Below are 15,946 nucleotides of genomic sequence, written 5' to 3' on the forward strand. Positions count from 1 at the left end.
GGCTTCGCCAATGCTCCTGACACGGTGTTCATCACCGGCTCGCAGCAGGAGACGGTCAAGACCTGGGGCTTCCGTGGTGCGTATACCCATAACTGGGATCCGTACTGGAACACCGCGCTCTACGGTGCCTACGCTCAGGCGCAGTTCGGCACGCTTGCCAAGACCACCCTCTGCGGCGCTGGCGGTGCTGGCGGCGTGTTCGGCGCCCTCGCGGGTGTCACGGGTTGTAACCCTGACTTCGCCATCGGTCAGATCGGTATCATCACCCGCTGGACCCCGGTCAAGAACCTGACGTTCTCGGCCGACCTGAACTGGACCCATCTGGACCAGAAGTATTCGGGCACGGCTCTTCTCAGCCCGGCTGCCAACACTGCCAAGCCGACTGCTGTGTACGAGCTGAAGGATCAGGACAGCATCACCCTGCTGCTCCGCGCTCAGCGCAACTGGTAAGTTCGGTCTAACGACCTGACAGAGAGCCCCGGCGGGAAACCGCCGGGGCTTTTTCTTGTGCCAGCCCTCCTGTGCTCGCTTCACGCAATGGGCGCGGGAGCTGCCCTGGCGCTCTTCGTTGCTCGTTGCAACCCGATGGAAGTCGCCGTGAAGGAGAGGGGCGGGGCTGCATGCCGTCCCCGAGCTTCGCGCGCAGAGGGAAGTGCGGTGGGGCCGGCCCGCCCGCGGCGCAAAACGTCCTGATCGAATCGCGCTGCAGCAGGTGCGACCGAAGCCTTCGCATTCGAGCCTCCGGCACCAGCGAGCTTGCCGATCGGACCGCAATGGTCGCGGCGGATCGAAACGGCTCGCCTGGCGATCGCGGATGGTCGCTGGATGTGTCCGGGCGACTCGGCTCTCGACGAGCGTGCGCTCGCCATCCGCGCTGACGGCGGTGGCTCGAAAGGGGTCCCTCTATTCCACGCTGCCGGCGCCGCGACGCAGATCGGCTTCGATCTGCAAGCGGGTGCCGCCGCCGAAGCGGGCGCGGTAGACTTGCAGGTTCTCCATGATCCGCTGCACGTAGTTGCGCGTCTCGGAGAACGGAATCAGCTCGACCCAGTCGACCGCATCGACCTTGGGGTCGCGCGGATCGCCGTAGCGGTCGATCCACTTCTTCACGCTGCCGCGGCCGGCATTGTAGGCGGCAAAGGTCATGATGTAGGAGCCGCGATAATCTTCGAGCAGTCCGCCGAGCTCGGCCGAGCCGAGCGTGGCGTTGTAGACTGAATCGTTCTTGAGGCGTCCCAGATCGTAGGTCGCGCCGTGCCGCTTGCAGACATAGCGCGCGGCATCCGGCGTCACCTGCATCAGCCCATAGGCCTGCGCCGGCGAGACCACCGACGGATTGAACGCGCTCTCCTGCCGGGCAATCGCGTAGACGATGCTGCGCTCGACCTCGGGGCCGATCGGCGTGAAGTGCGGAATGCCATTGACGGGGTAGGCGTAGAAGTCGAACGGCAGGCCGCGGTTGAGCGCGGCCTTGCCGAGCAGCAACATGCCGCGCGCATCGCTGTAGCGCTGGGTGAGCTCGCCGAGGCCGGCAAGCGCTTCGGGATCGCCATTCTCGCCCATGTCGGCGAGCATGGGCACCGCGAGCTCGCGCTCGTCGAGCTCGTAGAGCAGCTGCGCCGCGCGCACGATCTCCAGCCGCTCGGCGCCGCGCCCGCGCGGCTGGTTGTTGAGCTGGATCTGCGGCAGGCCGAGCTTTGCGCGCGCGAGCTGGCCGTAATAGCTGGTCGACTGCTCGGCTGCACGGGCATAGGCGTTGCGCGCCTCCTGCTGGCGGCCCATCGCTTCTGCGGCGCGGCCCTGCCAATAGCCGGCACGCGCCAGCGTGGTCGGATTGACGCTGCCGACGCCGATGCGGGCAAAATGCTGGGTGGCGGTCGCGGGGTCGTTGAGGAAGCGCAGCGCGATCCACCCGGCGGTGAACTCCTGCTCGGTCTTGTAGATGTCGCGCGAAGGCAGAGCGGCATCGCGCGCGATCAGATAGGCGCTGCGGAATTCCTCGGTGTCGATCATCTTGCGCGCCAGCAGGCGCCGCTCGATCCACCATTCGTCGAGATTGTGGAGGCGACCCGGATCCTTCGGCGCGGACAGCATCAGCTGGGCGGCCTCGGCGAACTTCTCGTCGCGGCGCAAGAGCTGGATCTTGCTGAAGACGAAGCCGGGATCGCCGTGCAGCTCGCGCGGCACCGCATCGAGCAGCGCCCGCGCGTTCGGCGCCTTCTTGACCGCGGCGATGCGGGCCTTGGCGAGCGCGACATAGCCGGCGCCGAGGCGCTTGGCGGCGCGCAGCGCCGCCTCGGTCTCGCTGCCGTAGAGCAGGGTGTCCATCCGCGCTTTCTGGTCGCCCGGCGTAAGCAGGGCGCCGAACTGGTCGAGCGCGTTGTTCTCGGTGTCCTCCGACATCGGATCGCTGCGCCAGGCCTCGCGCACCAGCCGCTCGGCATTGGCGCGGTCACCGCGCGCCAGCATCGCCTTGGCGAGCGTGAAGCGGCCCTTGGCGGAGATCGGAGACTCGTTCTCGAACCACGACCACGCGACCGAATCGTCGCGCCTGTCGTCCCACATCGCGGCCTCGAGGCGCCGGCGCAGGAAGGTCTGCGACGGCCAGCTCGGATTGGCGGAGAGGAAGGCGCGATAGCGTTCCACGGTGGCGCCGTTGTCCTCGCTGCGCAGGATGATCCATTCGGCGAGCTTTCGCGCGACCGGATCGGAGATGCCGGCCGCCGCATTGGTGGCGTCGCCGCCCTTGCGCTTGCGCACGAGCTCGATGACGCTCTCCAGCGTGTCCTTGTCGGCTTGCGACGTCGACGATGTCGCAGCGACGGCCGCCGGGATGACCGGCTTGCGCGGCGCCGCATGCTGGCGGGTCGCAGGGGCCAGCACGGGAGCTGCAACCGGTCTGGCGGCGGCTGGGGCGGTGGGTCTGACAGTGGCCGTCACGCCCGGCGCGGGGCCGGTCTTGGGTGGCGACCCGCTGGTGCTCGGTTGTGATTTGGGCGAGGGGGCTGCTGCCGCGGGTCTCGGTTTGTCCTTCGCGGGTTCCTTGCCGGCAGCAACCTTACCAGCATCCCTGGCAGGCTTCTTCGCGGCGTCCTTGGCCGGCGCGCCAGCCGCACTCTTGCTCGCGCCCTTCGCTGCGTCCTTGCCGGGTCCCTTGACTGTCTCCTTGGGCGATCCCTTGGCTGGCCCCTTCGCGGCGTCCTTGGCGGCCGGCTTCGCGGTATCCTTGGTCTCCGCGGCCGTCTCATTGGACTTGTCATTGGACTTGGCGAGGGCGGCGCAGCCCACCGACAGCCCTGCCATCAGGCACACGGCCAGACCGGTGGATCGCCATGCGGCACGAGAAAAGGAGGTCACGGCGTTTGTCGCCCCGAATCAGTGAAGTGGCTCAAGACCTAGCTGAATCTGATTGAATATGCGGAGAAAATACCAACAGCCGCTTACTTCCGGCGGGTTTGCACCACCACCGCGGCAAAATCGCGGCCTAAACGGTGCGTCACCCGGCGCCGGCCCTTTTACCGGCGGGATAGACCCGATATGAATGGGGCTTGCTCAAGAGATAGCCGCGTACGGAGGAAGTCCATGGCAGCCAAGACGAAATTCCGGGGGTCGTTCACCGCCTTGGTCACGCCGTTCAAGAACGGCGCGCTGGACGAGGCGGCGTTCCGCTCCCTGGTCAATTGGCAGATTTCCGAGGGCACCAATGGACTGGTCCCGGTCGGCACCACCGGCGAGAGCCCGACGCTCAGCCATGACGAGCACAAGAAGGTCGTCGAATGGTGCATCGCTGAAGCCAAGGGCCGCGTGCCTGTCATCGCGGGCGCCGGCTCCAACTCGACCAAGGAGGCGATCGAGCTCTCCCAGCACGCCGAAAAGGCGGGCGCAGACGCCGTGCTGATCGTGACGCCCTACTACAACAAGCCGACCCAGGAAGGGATGTACCAGCACTTCAAGGCGATCAACGACGCGATCGGCATTCCGATCATCATCTACAACATCCCGCCGCGCTCGGTGATCGACATGTCGGTCGACACCATGAAGCGGCTGTGGGAGCTGAAGAACATTGCCGGCGTCAAGGACGCCACCGCCAGCATGGTTCGCGTGTCGCAGCAGCGCGCGGCGATGGGCGAGGATTTCAACCAACTCTCGGGCGAGGACGCCACCATCATCGGCTACATGGCCCATGGCGGCCATGGCTGCATCTCGGTGACCTCGAACGTCGCGCCGCGCCTGTGCTCGGAGTTCCACGCCGCCTGGCAGAAGGGCGACACCAAGGCGGCGCTCGCGATCCACGACAAGCTGATGCCGCTGCACAACAACCTCTTCATCGAGAGCAACCCGGCGCCGATCAAGTACGCGATGTCGCTGCTCGGCAAGCTGGACGAGACGCTGCGGCTGCCGATGGTTCCGGTTTCCGAGCCGACCCGCGTTGCCGTGCGCAGCGCGATGGTTCACGCCGGCCTGATCAACTGACGCGTTAGCCCGTCGGGGGAGCCTTTTATGAGCGTCGAGGAAAAGGGCGCGCGGATGCTGAAGGAGTTCCGTGAATTCGCCATGAAGGGCAACGTCGTCGATCTCGCGGTCGGCGTCATCATCGGCGCGGCGTTCGGCGCCATCGTCAACTCGCTGGTCGGCGACGTGATCATGCCGATGATCGGTGCCGTCACCGGCGGGCTCGACTTCTCGAACTACTTCACCCCCTTGTCGGCGAAGGTCACAGCCACCAACTTAGCTGATGCGAAAAAGCAAGGCGCCGTGCTGGCTTGGGGCAGCTTCCTCACGCTGACGATCAACTTCATCATCATCGCCTTCGTGCTGTTCCTGGTGATCCGCGCCATGAACACGTTGAAGCGCAGGGACGAGGCCGCTCCTGCCGCTCCGCCAAAACCGTCGGCCGAGGTCGAGATCCTGACCGAGATCCGCGATCTCCTCAAGAAGTGACGCGCCCACTTCATCCGAATTGTTAGAATCCGAGCGCATCTCGATCAGGTTTGCCCATCATGGCCGATAAGAACGAACGTCCGATCAAGGTCATGGCGGAAAATCGCAAGGCCCGCTTCAACTATGCGATCGAAGACACGATCGAGGCGGGCATTGCGCTGACCGGCACCGAGGTCAAGTCGATCCGCAGCGGCAAGAGCACGATCGCGGAATCCTACGCCGATTCCAAGGACGGCGAGATCTGGCTGATCAACGCCACCATTCCCGAATATCTCCAGGGCAATCGCTTCAATCATGAGCCGAAGCGGCCGCGAAAGCTGCTGCTGCATCGTCGGCAGATCAACAAGCTGATCGGCGCGGTCGACCGCGAGGGCATGACGCTGATCCCGCTCAAGCTTTACTTCAACGAGCGCGGGCGCGCCAAATTGCAGCTGGCGGTTGCGAAGGGCAAGAAGCTGCACGATAAGCGCGAGTCCGAGAAGAAGCGCGACTGGAGCCGGGAGAAGGGCCGGCTGATGCGGGCGAGGGGATGACGAGATGAATCAACGGAACCTGCTCGAGGTCGATTGGAGCCAGATTCCCGCGCCCGCCGCCGACGGCGGCGCCGCGCATCTCAAGGGCATGACGCTGCCACCGATCGGCCTGCTCGCGACCGACGATACCTCGGTCACGCTGTCGGCGCTGCGCGGCCGCACCGTCGTGTTCGCCTATCCCCGCACCGGCGAGCCCGGCAAGATCGCGCTGGTCGACGACTGGGACATGATCCCGGGGGCGCGCGGTTGCACGCCGCAGACTTGCGCATTTCGCGATCTGTTCGCCGAGCTGAAAGCCGCCGGCGCCTCACACGTGTTCGGCCTCTCGACCCAGAGCAACGACTACCAGACCGAGATGGCCTCGCGCCTGCATCTGCCGTTCCCGGTGCTCTCGGACGAGAAGCTGGCGCTGACGCGCGCCCTGAACTTGCCGACCATGGAGGTCGCAGGCCTGACGCTGATCAAGCGCCTAGCTCTGATCATCGACGACGCCAGGATCACGCATGTGTTCTACCCGGTGTTTCCGCCCGACCGGAACGCCGGTGACGTCCTGGACTGGCTCAAGGCGAATCCCGTCCAAAGCTAATCGAGATCCGCCTTCACCTTCGCGAATACGGATCTGAACATGTCCGGCGTCAGCACGCCGGTGTTCGTGTTGTAGCGCGAGCAGTGGTAGCTGTCGTAGAGCCTGAACCGGCCGGCCTGATGCACCGCGCCGTGGCCGAAGGGGGCCTGCGAGCCTTTCAGATTCAGCGGCTTGAGCACGCTGTCGTGCGCAATCCGCCCGAGCGCGACGATCGCGCGCAGGTTCGGCATCGTGGCCAGATTCGCGACAAGAAACTGGCGGCAGGTGTTGATCTCGGCCGGCAGCGGCTTGTTCTGCGGCGGCACGCAATGCACCGCGTTCGCGATCCGGCAGTCCACCAGCTTCAGGCCGTCGTCGGGGCGCGCCTGATAGGTGCCCCTGGCAAAGCCGTATTCGATCAGCGTGGCGTAGAGCAGGTCGCCGGCATAATCACCGGTGAACGGCCGTCCCGTGCGGTTGGCGCCCTGCATTCCCGGCGCGAGGCCCACGATCAAAAGGCGCGCCTTGATGTCGCCGAAGGGCGCAACGGGCGCATTGTGCCACGACGGCTCACGCGCACGGTTCGCCTCGCGAAAGGCGACCAGGCGCGGGCAGAGTGGACAGTCGCGGTCGGGAACGACGGTGAGGGGCTGGCGGCTTGACCGGGCCGCCTCACTCCTCGAAGTCTTCATCGCCCCTCGGCGCCATCGTGGTTGCGCGCTGGAGGAATTGCGGGGCGTGGTGGCGTTCGCCACGCTCGCCGCGGTCACGCGGGGCGGGGCGTTCGGACGGATCGCGGCCGAGCTTGGATTGCAGCTCGACGAGGTCGGTGAAGACGTCGGCCTGGCGGCGCAGCTCGTCGGCGATCATCGGCGGCTGGCTGGCGATGGTGGAGATCACCGTGACCCGCACGCCGCGGCGCTGCACCGCCTCGACCAGGGAGCGGAAATCGCCGTCACCGGAGAACAGCACCATCTGGTCGATGTGCTCGGCGAGCTCCATGGCGTCCACGGCCAGCTCGATGTCCATGTTGCCTTTGACCTTGCGGCGGCCGGAGGCGTCGATGAATTCCTTGGTCGCCTTGGTGACGACGGTGTAGCCGTTGTAGTCCAGCCAGTCGATCAGCGGGCGGATCGAGGAGTATTCCTGATCCTCGATGATGGCGGTGTAGTAGAACGCCCGGAGCAGCGTCCCGCGGCTCTGAAACTCCTTCAGCAGGCGCTTGTAGTCGATGTCGAAGCCCAGCGTTTTCGCCGTCGCGTAGAGATTGGCCCCGTCGATGAAGAGCGCGATCTTGTTGGTAGGAGAAGGTGACATTCAGTTTGCTCGCGTAGTGTGTCGTGATTGATCGTTTATTGTTGGCGCGGCGGCAGCCAGCCGCGCAGTCCCAAGGTGGCGCCTAAACCCGTCGAAACCGCAAATCCGGAGAAGTCGGGGCAATCAAGGTATAGTTATGGCGGACTCTCATGCACCCGGCGCCGCCCTCGATGGCAGCCCCGGAGAAATCACCCACCCAAGCCCCAATGTGGGGGTATCAGAGCCGTTTGGCGAGGCCAAATCACAAATTGGCCTTGCGAAACCGTCCCGGCCCCTATAACTAGCGCCAATCATCCACATATTTCGTCCCAACCACAACGGAGCGACAGTCCATGGCTCGCGTCACCGTAGAAGATTGTATCGACAAGGTCGACAACCGGTTTGACCTGGTCCTGCTGGCCGCCCACCGTGCCCGCATGATCTCGTCCGGCTCACAACTAACGGTTGACCGCGATAACGACAAGAACCCTGTTGTGTCTTTGCGTGAAATTGCCGAGACGACGATTTCGCCGGAGGACCTCCGCGAGGAGCTGGTGCACTCGCTCCAGAAGTTCGTCGAGGTGGATGAGCCCGAGCCGGATACGGTGCCGCTGATCGGTTCCGCAGGTGCCAGCGTCGATGCGGACGATACCGAAGTCGCCGTCGAGCGCATGACCGAGGAGGAGCTTCTGAAGGGCCTGGAAGGCCTCGCTCCGCCCGAGGAGCAGCCTGAGGAAGACGAGTAATTCCTCCGTCGCGATCATCGACTTCTTGTGATCTTATCAAAGGCCCGAACCGTCGTTCGGGCCTTTGCTTTTGTTGACCTTTTCGTGGTTACCATAGCGTTGCCGGTTGGCGCTGCGCCTGTCACTGAATTGATCGGACGCCAGCGCGATCGGAGCTAGGATGTATGCAACGGGCCGGCTCAGGGTCCGTTTGAAGGCAGGACGGCATGGTATATCGGCGCCGCAGATTCACGCAGATGCAGGCCGCAACCGAATCGGTTGCCATGGCCCCGACTGCGCCGGTCGCGCGCCCGGCCAGGCCCCGCGCCCGCATGATGCGTCAATATGACCTCGTCGAGCGCGTCAGATCCTACAATCCCAACACCAACGAAGACCTGCTGAATCGCGCCTATGTCTACGCCATGAAGGCGCACGGTTCGCAGACCCGCGCCTCGGGCGATCCGTATTTCTCGCACCCGCTCGAAGTGGCGGCGATTCTCACCGACCTGAAGCTCGACGACGCCACCATCGTGGCCGCGCTGCTTCACGACACGATCGAGGACACCGAGGCGACGCGGGCCGAGATCGACCAGATCTTCGGGCCGGAGATCGGCGCGCTGGTCGAGGGCCTGACCAAGCTGAAGCGGCTCGAGCTGGTCTCGCGCGAGGCCAAGCAGGCCGAGAACCTGCGCAAATTGCTGCTGGCCATTGCCGACGATGTCCGCGTGCTCCTGGTCAAGCTCGCCGACCGCTTGCACAACATGCGCACGCTGGATTTCGTACCGACGGAATCGCGCCGGCGCATCGCCGAGGAGACGCTCGACATCTACGCGCCGCTGGCGGGGCGCATGGGCATGCAGGAAATGCGCGAGGAGCTGGAGGATCTGTCCTTCCGCACCCTCGATCCCGAAGCCTATTCGGTCGTGATGCAGCGGCTCGACGCGCTCGCCGAGCGCAACCGCAATCTGATCGGCGAGATCGAGGACCAGCTCTCCAACAATCTGCGCCACAGGGGCCTCGGGGCGCGGGTCTATGGCCGCCGCAAGAAGCCGTTCTCGATCTGGACCAAGATGGAGCGCAAATCGATCGGCTTCGAGCAATTGTCCGACATCTTCGGCTTTCGCCTCGTCGTCAGCGACATCGAGGCCTGCTATCGCGCGCTCGGCATCGTCCACACCACCTGGCCGGTCGTGCCGGGGCGCTTCAAGGACTACATCTCGACGCCGAAGCAGAACGACTACCGCTCGATCCATACCACGGTGATCGGCCCCGGTAACCAGCGCGTCGAGCTCCAGATCCGCACCGAGGCGATGGATCAGATCGCCGAGCGCGGCATTGCCGCGCACGTGTTCTACAAGGAAGGCGTGGGCTCGCCGACCGAATACCTCAAGCGCGAGTCGAACGCGTTCGCCTGGCTGCGCCACACCATCGGAATTCTCTCCGAGAGCGCCAATCCCGAGGAATTCCTCGAGCACACCAAGCTCGAGCTGTTCCACGACCAGGTGTTCTGCTTCACCCCGAAGGGCAAGCTCATCGCGCTGCCGCGCCACGCCAACGTGATCGATTTCGCCTATGCGGTGCACACCGACGTCGGCAACAGCGCGGTCGGCTGCAAGATCAACGGCAAGTTCGCGCCGCTGTCCTCGGAGCTCCAGAACGGCGACGAGGTCGAGGTGCTGACCTCGGAGGCGCAATCGGCGCCGCCGTCGGCCTGGGAAACGCTGGCCGTCACCGGCAAGGCGCGTGCCGCGATCCGCCGCGCCACGCGCACCGCCGTGCGCGATCAATATGCCGGTCTCGGCCGGCGCATCGTCGAGCGCCTGTTCGAGCGCGCCAAGATCGAATATGCCGACGACAAGCTCAAGGGCGCGCTGCCGCGGCTTGCGCGCACCTCGATCGACGACGTCATGGCGGCGGTGGGCCGCGGCGAGATCAAGGCCTCCAACGTCGCGCGCGCGATGTACCCCGACTACAAGGAGGAGCGCGTCGCGCGCTACGGGGTCAAGAAGGGACTCGCTGCCAAGCTCAAGGAGAAGGGGGTCTCCGAACCGTCGCGCAGCCCGGTCGCCATCCCCATCCGCGGCATCAATTCCGACCTGCCGGTCAAGTTCGCGCCGAACGGCGGCGCCGTGCCGGGCGACCGCATCGTCGGCATCGTTACGCCGGGCGAGGGGATCACGATCTACCCGATCCAGGCACCCGCGCTGAAGGATTTCGAGGAGGAACCGGAGCGCTGGCTCGACGTCCGCTGGGACATCGAGGACACGGTGCCGCAGCGTTTCCCGGCCCGGATCAGGCTCGAGAACGTCAACGAGCCCGGCGCGCTCGCCCAGATCGCGACTGTCATCGCCGAGCACGACGGCAACATCGACAACATCAGCATGCAACGCCGCTCGCCGGATTTCACGGAGACGACGATCGATCTCGAAGTCTACGACCTGAAGCACCTGAGCGCGATCATAGCCCAGTTGCGCGCGAAGGCGGTCGTCGCCCGTGTCGAACGTGTTAATGGATAGACGCTTGGCGTCTATCGCCCCGATTTCGTGAGTTCTGAAATGCCCGCACCTCCGCTCCGCCTCGGCGTCAATGTCGACCATGTCGCGACCCTGCGTAACGCGCGCGGTGGCCGCAATCCAGATCCGGTGCGCGCGGCGCTGCTCGCGATCGAGGCCGGCGCCGACGGCATCACCGCACATTTGCGCGAGGATCGCCGGCACATCCGTGACGAGGACATGGCGCGGCTGAAGGCGGAGATCTCCAAGCCGCTCAATTTCGAGATGGCGGCGACCGACGACATGATGCGGATCTCGCTCGCCACCAAGCCGCACGCGGTGTGCCTCGTGCCGGAGCGGCGCCAGGAGGTGACGACCGAAGGCGGGTTGGACGTGGTCGGCCAGCACAACGCGCTCGCGCCCTATATCGCGCGGCTGAACGATGCCGGCATCCGGGTCTCGCTGTTCATCGCCGCCGATCCCGCCCAGATCGAGATGGCGGCACGGCTGCGCGCGCCCGTGATCGAGATCCACACCGGCGCCTGGTGCGACGCCGTCGTCGACGGCCACACCGAGAAGGCCGAGGCCGAATGGCAGCGGATCGTGGCCGGGGCGAAACTGGCGAAGGCCGCGGGGCTCGAGGTCCATGCCGGGCACGGGCTGGACTATGCGACGGCGGAGACCATCGCCGCGCTGCCGGAGATCATGGAGCTCAACATCGGCTACTACATGATCGGCGAGGCGCTGTTCGTGGGGCTGGCCGAGACCGTGCGCACCATGCGCGCGGCGATGGACCGCGGCCGGAGCCGGGCATGATCATCGGCATCGGCTCCGACCTGATCGACATCACCCGCGTGGCCAAGGTGATCGAGCGCCATGGCGAGCGCTTCCTCGACCGCATCTTCACGGCGGCCGAGCGGGCCAAGGCGGAGCGGCGGGCCAAGAACGAGAAGATGGTGGTGGCGACCTACGCCAAGCGCTTCGCCGCCAAGGAGGCCTGCTCCAAGGCGCTCGGCACCGGCATCAGGCGCGGCGTCTGGTGGCGCGACATGGGGGTGGTCAACCTGCCGGGCGGGCGGCCGACCATGCAACTGACCGGCGGCGCCCTGGCCCGGCTCCAGGCCCTGACGCCGGAGGGATTCGAGGCGCGGATCGACGTTTCGATCACCGACGACTGGCCGCTGGCGCAGGCCTTTGTCATCATTTCGGCCGTGCCGCCGGCGAAGCCCTGACGCGATCCGTTCGATTTTATAATTCGTATTTGAAATCAATGCCTTATTCAGTTTTGATGCGATCCTTGATTGCGTGGCCTCCGACAACCGTCTAAAAGTCCGCGGACGCAAATCAGCTTGGGCGAATTCGGCTTTACGCCGGAATTGGCCCTCACTATCAGAATCAGGACAATCTCCATGGGCCGCGAAGCAATGGGCTGTTCGCGCCAGGAGGGCGCTCTGTGACCGCCGGCCGGAATTGAGAGAGCAATGAGCGTGACTTCGGGAACGAAAACTGAGAGCGGCGTCGGTGAAACGATCCGGGTCGTCATTCATGCTCTCCTGATCGCGCTGGTCATCCGCACCTTCCTGTTTCAGCCCTTCAACATCCCGTCCGGCTCGATGAAGGCGACGTTGCTGGTCGGCGACTATCTGTTCGTCTCGAAATATTCCTACGGCTACAGCCACTATTCGATCCCGTTCTCGCCACCGCTGTTCTCGGGGCGAATCTGGGGCTCGGATCCGAACCGCGGCGACATCGTCGTGTTTCGCCTGCCGAAGGACGATTCCACCGACTACATCAAGCGCGTGATCGGTCTTCCCGGCGACCGCGTCCAGATGCGGGACGGGCTGCTCTACATCAACAACTCGCCGGTCGAGCGGCAGCGCATGAGCGAATATGTCGGCGAGGACCCCTGCGGCTCGGAAGGCGGCGGCATCTCCCGGGTGAAGCGCTGGAAGGAGACGCTGCCGAACGGTGTGTCCTACGAGACGCTGGACTGCGCCGACAACGGCTACATGGACAACACCAATGTCTACACGGTGCCGCCCGGTCACTTCTTCATGATGGGCGACAATCGCGACAACTCCACCGATAGCCGCTTTCTCGGCCAGGTCGGCTATGTGCCACAGGAGAACTTGATCGGCCGCGCCCAGATGATCTTCTTCTCCATCGCTGAAGGCGAGCATGCCTGGATGTTCTGGCGCTGGCCGTGGGCGGTGCGCTGGAATCGTTTCTTCAAAATCGTCCGATGAAAGACGAAGCCAAGGACATCGCGACCCAACCGATCGAGGCGCAAGCGGGCCCCGAAGGGGAAGCTGCGACCAAGACGCCTGCAAACAAGACACCTGCGAAGAAGAAGCGGGCGCGCAGCAGCAAGGCCAAGGGCACGGATGCGAACGCGGCGCTCGAGGCGCGCATCGGCCACAGCTTCACTGACCCGAACCTCTTGATGCAGGCGATCACGCATGTCTCGGCGTTGAAATCCGGGCGCAAGCGCGGCGACAGCTATCAGCGGCTGGAATTCCTCGGCGACCACGTGCTCGGGCTCGTCGTCTCCGACATGCTCTATCATGCCTTCCCGAATGCCGACGAAGGCGAGCTGTCCAAGCGTCTTGCCGAGCTCGTGCGCAAGGAGAGCTGTGCGGACGTGGCCAAGTTGCTCGGCCTGCTCGACGACATCAAGCTCGGTTCAGTCGGCTCCAGCGCCGATGCGCGCTTACGCAAATCCATCCTCGGTGACATCTGCGAAGCCGTGATCGGCGCCATCTTCCTGGACGGCGGCCATGCCGCGGCGGCCGAGTTTGTCAGGCGTAACTGGACCGAGCGCATGCACAAGCCGCGGCGTCCGTTGCGCGATCCCAAGACCGTGCTGCAGGAATGGGCGCAGGGCAAGGGGCTGCCGACGCCGGTTTACCGCGAGGTCGAGCGCACCGGCCCGCATCACGATCCGCAGTTCCGTGTCGCCGTCGATCTGCCGGGGCTGGCGCCGGCCGAGGGCATCGGCGGCAGCAAGCGCGCGGCAGAGAAGGTGGCAGCCTCAGTGATGATCGAACGCGAAGGTGTTGGCGGCGGCAATGACGGCTGAAGCAAGCGGCGAGGCGCCCACTGCGACGCGCTGCGGCTTCGTCGCGCTGATCGGCGCTCCGAATGTCGGCAAGTCCACGCTGGTCAACGCGTTGGTCGGCGCCAAGGTCACGATCGTCTCGCGCAAGGTGCAGACCACGCGCGCGCTGATCCGCGGCATCGTCATCGAGAACAACGCGCAAATCATCCTGGTCGACACGCCCGGCATCTTCCTGCCGAAGCGCCGGCTCGACCGCGCCATGGTCTCGACCGCCTGGAGCGGGGCGCATGACGCCGATCTCGTCTGCGTGCTGCTGGATGCCAAGACCGGGATCGACGAGGAAGCGGAGGCGATCCTCGCCAAGGCCGCCAGCGTCAATCACGACAAGATCCTCGTCATCAACAAGGTCGATCTGGTCCAGCGCGAGAAGCTGCTGGCGCTGGCGCAAGCCGCCAACGAGCGCATGACGTTCGCGCGGACGTTCATGATCTCGGCGATCTCGGGCGACGGCGTCGACGACATCCGCAAGACGCTCGCGGACATGGTGCCGCCGGGCCCGTTCCTCTATCCCGAGGACCAGATGTCGGACGCGCCGATGCGGCAGCTCGCGGCCGAGATCACGCGCGAAAAGATCTATCAGAAGCTGCACCAGGAATTGCCCTACCAGTCCACGGTCGAGACCGACAAGTGGGAGGAGCGCAAGGACAAGTCGGTGCGGATCGAGCAGACGATCTTCGTGGAGCGCGAAAGCCAGCGCAAGATCGTGCTCGGCAAGGGCGGCGCCACCATCAAGTCGATCGGCGCGGATTCGCGGAAAGAATTGATGCTGATCCTGGACGTGCCGGTGCATCTGTTCCTGTTCGTCAAGGTGCGCGAGAACTGGGGCGACGATCCCGACCGTTACCGCGAGATGGGCCTGGACTTCCCCAAAGAATAACCAAGAAAAGATCGGCATTCGATGAGCGTACCCGCCAACGTCCAGCGCTTCGAAGCGCTGCTCTATGCATCATTGATGCTCGATGCCGTCTCGGTTGCCGTGCAGGACCGCACGCCCAATGCCGAGATGACCGAGCAGATGATCATGACGGCGACCTTGCTCGCCGGCGGCATGATCCTGCTGCTGGTCTATTTCGTCCGGCTCGCCGCGCATTGGCGCAAGAACTGGCCGCGCTGGGTGCTGGCGGCAGCATTGGTGCTGTCGGTGATATCGCTCGGCCAGATCATCGGCGAGAAGGGCATGGAGCTCGACAGCGCCATCGAGATCGTCTCCTGCGCGCTGACGACGATAGGCCTGTACTTCTCCTTCACCGGCGATGCGCAGGGCTGGTTCAACGCGTGAGTTTTCAGGCGGTGCCGTAGGGTGGGCAAAGGCGCGCCCTTGCGCGCCGTGCCCACCGCGATCGCCAATGTTCGGTCGGTGAAAATTGGTGGGCACGCTTCGCTTTGCCCACCCTACGATAGCTCGAATTGCGCTAGACTTCACCCCATGGAATGGACCGACGAAGGCATCGTGCTGGGGGTGCGGCGGCATGGCGAGTCTAGCGCCATCGTCGAGCTGCTGACGCGCGGGCACGGCCGCCATCTCGGCCTCGTGCGCGGCGGCGCCGGCTCGCGGATGCGGCCGCTTTTGCAGCCGGGGAACAGCGTCAGCGCGGTGTGGCGAGCCCGGCTCGACGAGCATCTCGGGACCTATGCCATCGAGGGCTTGAAGCTGCGCGCGGCGACGCTGCTGGCATCGTCCCACGGTGTCTATGGCGTCACCCATCTCGCCTCGATCGCGCGGCTCTTGCCGGAGCGCGATCCGCACGAAGCAATCTTTGCGCTGCTCGAACATTCGCTCGACGATTTCGACGACATCGGCAGCGCCGCCGTGCACCTGATTCATTTCGAGCTGGCGATGCTCGCCGAGCTGGGTTTTGGCCTGGCGCTGGACAATTGCGCGGTGACCGGCGAGACCACGGACCTGATTTACGTCTCGCCGAAATCCGGCGGCGCGGTGTCGCGCGGCGCGGGCGAGCCGTGGCGCGATCGGCTGTTGCGCCTGCCGCCATTCCTGCGCCAGGGCGAGACCGCGAGCGACCTCACCGAGCAGGACCTCCAGGACGGCTTCCGGCTCACCGGACTGTTCCTGCTGCGCCACGTGCTGGAGCCGCGCGGGCAGGGCCATTCCGATGCGCGGGCCGGCTTCATCAACGCCTTGATGCGGCAGCAGGCGAGGGCGGCGATCCCCGCGCCATGAGCCCAATCGGGATTCTGCATTGCTATTCGGCATGGAGTTCCGCGGAACTAAATCGGGCCGGTCGAGTTCGCCTTCAGGTTCCACATTGGGGATAGCC

The 15,946-nt window shown here is 65.1% G+C and carries 17 protein-coding genes; 14 read left to right on the top strand and 3 right to left on the bottom strand.

Annotated features, from left to right (window positions below; genetic code table 11):
- Positions 1-450 (top strand): porin (locus tag JQ566_RS19550; protein ID WP_212374620.1); only part of this gene is annotated, 450 nt, incomplete at its 5' end.
- A gap of 453 nt (positions 451-903) precedes the next feature.
- On the opposite strand, the gene JQ566_RS19555 is transcribed toward JQ566_RS19550, so the two are convergent.
- Entirely contained in the window at positions 904-3,303 is a 2,400-nt protein-coding gene (locus JQ566_RS19555) for a lytic transglycosylase domain-containing protein (RefSeq protein ID WP_212375042.1), read from the bottom strand.
- A gap of 279 nt (positions 3,304-3,582) precedes the next feature.
- Here JQ566_RS19555 and dapA point away from each other — a divergent pair, with 279 nt between their 5' ends.
- The 4 genes from dapA to JQ566_RS19575 are packed head-to-tail and all read left to right on the top strand — an operon-like array spanning position 3,583 to position 6,060.
- Positions 3,583-4,473, top strand: a complete 891-nt coding sequence (gene dapA, locus JQ566_RS19560; RefSeq protein ID WP_025036729.1) for a 4-hydroxy-tetrahydrodipicolinate synthase — start codon at positions 3,583-3,585, stop codon at positions 4,471-4,473.
- 54 nt (positions 4,474-4,527) lie between these two features.
- The gene (mscL, locus tag JQ566_RS19565) at positions 4,528-4,941 is read left to right on the top strand and encodes a large conductance mechanosensitive channel protein MscL (RefSeq protein WP_212375044.1); all 414 of its coding nucleotides are present in this window, start codon (positions 4,528-4,530) and stop codon (positions 4,939-4,941) included.
- A gap of 59 nt (positions 4,942-5,000) precedes the next feature.
- Positions 5,001-5,474, top strand: coding sequence for an SsrA-binding protein SmpB (gene smpB / locus JQ566_RS19570; protein ID WP_212374622.1), 474 nt, complete (start codon positions 5,001-5,003; stop codon positions 5,472-5,474).
- A 4-nt stretch (positions 5,475-5,478) separates the two neighbouring features.
- Positions 5,479-6,060 (top strand): peroxiredoxin, encoded by a 582-nt coding sequence (locus JQ566_RS19575; protein WP_212374624.1) that lies wholly within the window; start codon positions 5,479-5,481, stop codon positions 6,058-6,060.
- Here JQ566_RS19575 and JQ566_RS19580 read toward each other — a convergent pair.
- Entirely contained in the window at positions 6,057-6,731 is a 675-nt protein-coding gene (locus tag JQ566_RS19580) for a uracil-DNA glycosylase (RefSeq protein ID WP_212374626.1), read from the bottom strand. The two genes, JQ566_RS19575 and JQ566_RS19580, sit on opposite strands and share 4 nt — an antisense overlap.
- Positions 6,712-7,356 (bottom strand): LabA-like NYN domain-containing protein, encoded by a 645-nt coding sequence (locus JQ566_RS19585; protein WP_212374628.1) that lies wholly within the window; start codon positions 7,354-7,356, stop codon positions 6,712-6,714. The genes JQ566_RS19580 and JQ566_RS19585 overlap by 20 nt, the downstream gene beginning before the upstream one ends.
- Positions 7,357-7,688: 332 nt before the next feature.
- Here JQ566_RS19585 and rpoZ point away from each other — a divergent pair, with 332 nt between their 5' ends.
- The 9 genes from rpoZ to recO all read left to right on the top strand — a co-directional run bounded on the left by rpoZ (position 7,689) and on the right by recO (position 15,849).
- Positions 7,689-8,081: a DNA-directed RNA polymerase subunit omega gene (gene rpoZ / locus JQ566_RS19590; protein WP_007603391.1), complete on the top strand. Its 393-nt coding sequence runs from the start codon at positions 7,689-7,691 to the stop codon at positions 8,079-8,081.
- Positions 8,082-8,287: 206 nt separating this feature from the next.
- Positions 8,288-10,576: a RelA/SpoT family protein gene (locus tag JQ566_RS19595; RefSeq protein ID WP_212374630.1), complete on the top strand. Its 2,289-nt coding sequence runs from the start codon at positions 8,288-8,290 to the stop codon at positions 10,574-10,576.
- A gap of 39 nt (positions 10,577-10,615) precedes the next feature.
- Entirely contained in the window at positions 10,616-11,368 is a 753-nt protein-coding gene (locus tag JQ566_RS19600; RefSeq protein WP_212374632.1) for a pyridoxine 5'-phosphate synthase, read from the top strand.
- Entirely contained in the window at positions 11,365-11,784 is a 420-nt protein-coding gene (gene acpS / locus JQ566_RS19605) for a holo-ACP synthase (protein ID WP_212374634.1), read from the top strand. The genes JQ566_RS19600 and acpS overlap by 4 nt, the downstream gene beginning before the upstream one ends.
- A 249-nt stretch (positions 11,785-12,033) precedes the next feature.
- A complete protein-coding gene (gene lepB, locus JQ566_RS19610; protein WP_212374636.1) occupies positions 12,034-12,798 on the top strand; it encodes a signal peptidase I in 765 nt (254 codons plus the stop codon).
- On the top strand, positions 12,795-13,631 hold the full coding sequence (rnc, locus tag JQ566_RS19615) for a ribonuclease III (protein WP_212374638.1): 837 nt from the start codon (positions 12,795-12,797) through the stop codon (positions 13,629-13,631). The genes lepB and rnc overlap by 4 nt, the downstream gene beginning before the upstream one ends.
- Entirely contained in the window at positions 13,621-14,547 is a 927-nt protein-coding gene (era, locus tag JQ566_RS19620; protein ID WP_212374640.1) for a GTPase Era, read from the top strand. The genes rnc and era overlap by 11 nt, the downstream gene beginning before the upstream one ends.
- Before the next feature lie 21 nt (positions 14,548-14,568).
- Positions 14,569-14,949 (top strand): hypothetical protein, encoded by a 381-nt coding sequence (locus tag JQ566_RS19625; RefSeq protein ID WP_212374642.1) that lies wholly within the window; start codon positions 14,569-14,571, stop codon positions 14,947-14,949.
- A gap of 147 nt (positions 14,950-15,096) precedes the next feature.
- Positions 15,097-15,849: a DNA repair protein RecO gene (recO, locus tag JQ566_RS19630; protein ID WP_212374644.1), complete on the top strand. Its 753-nt coding sequence runs from the start codon at positions 15,097-15,099 to the stop codon at positions 15,847-15,849.
- Positions 15,850-15,946: the final 97 nt, after the last annotated feature.

It is taken from the genome of Bradyrhizobium sp. SZCCT0231 (assembly GCF_018130245.1).
Classification (GTDB): Bacteria; Pseudomonadota; Alphaproteobacteria; order Rhizobiales; family Xanthobacteraceae; genus Bradyrhizobium; species Bradyrhizobium japonicum_F.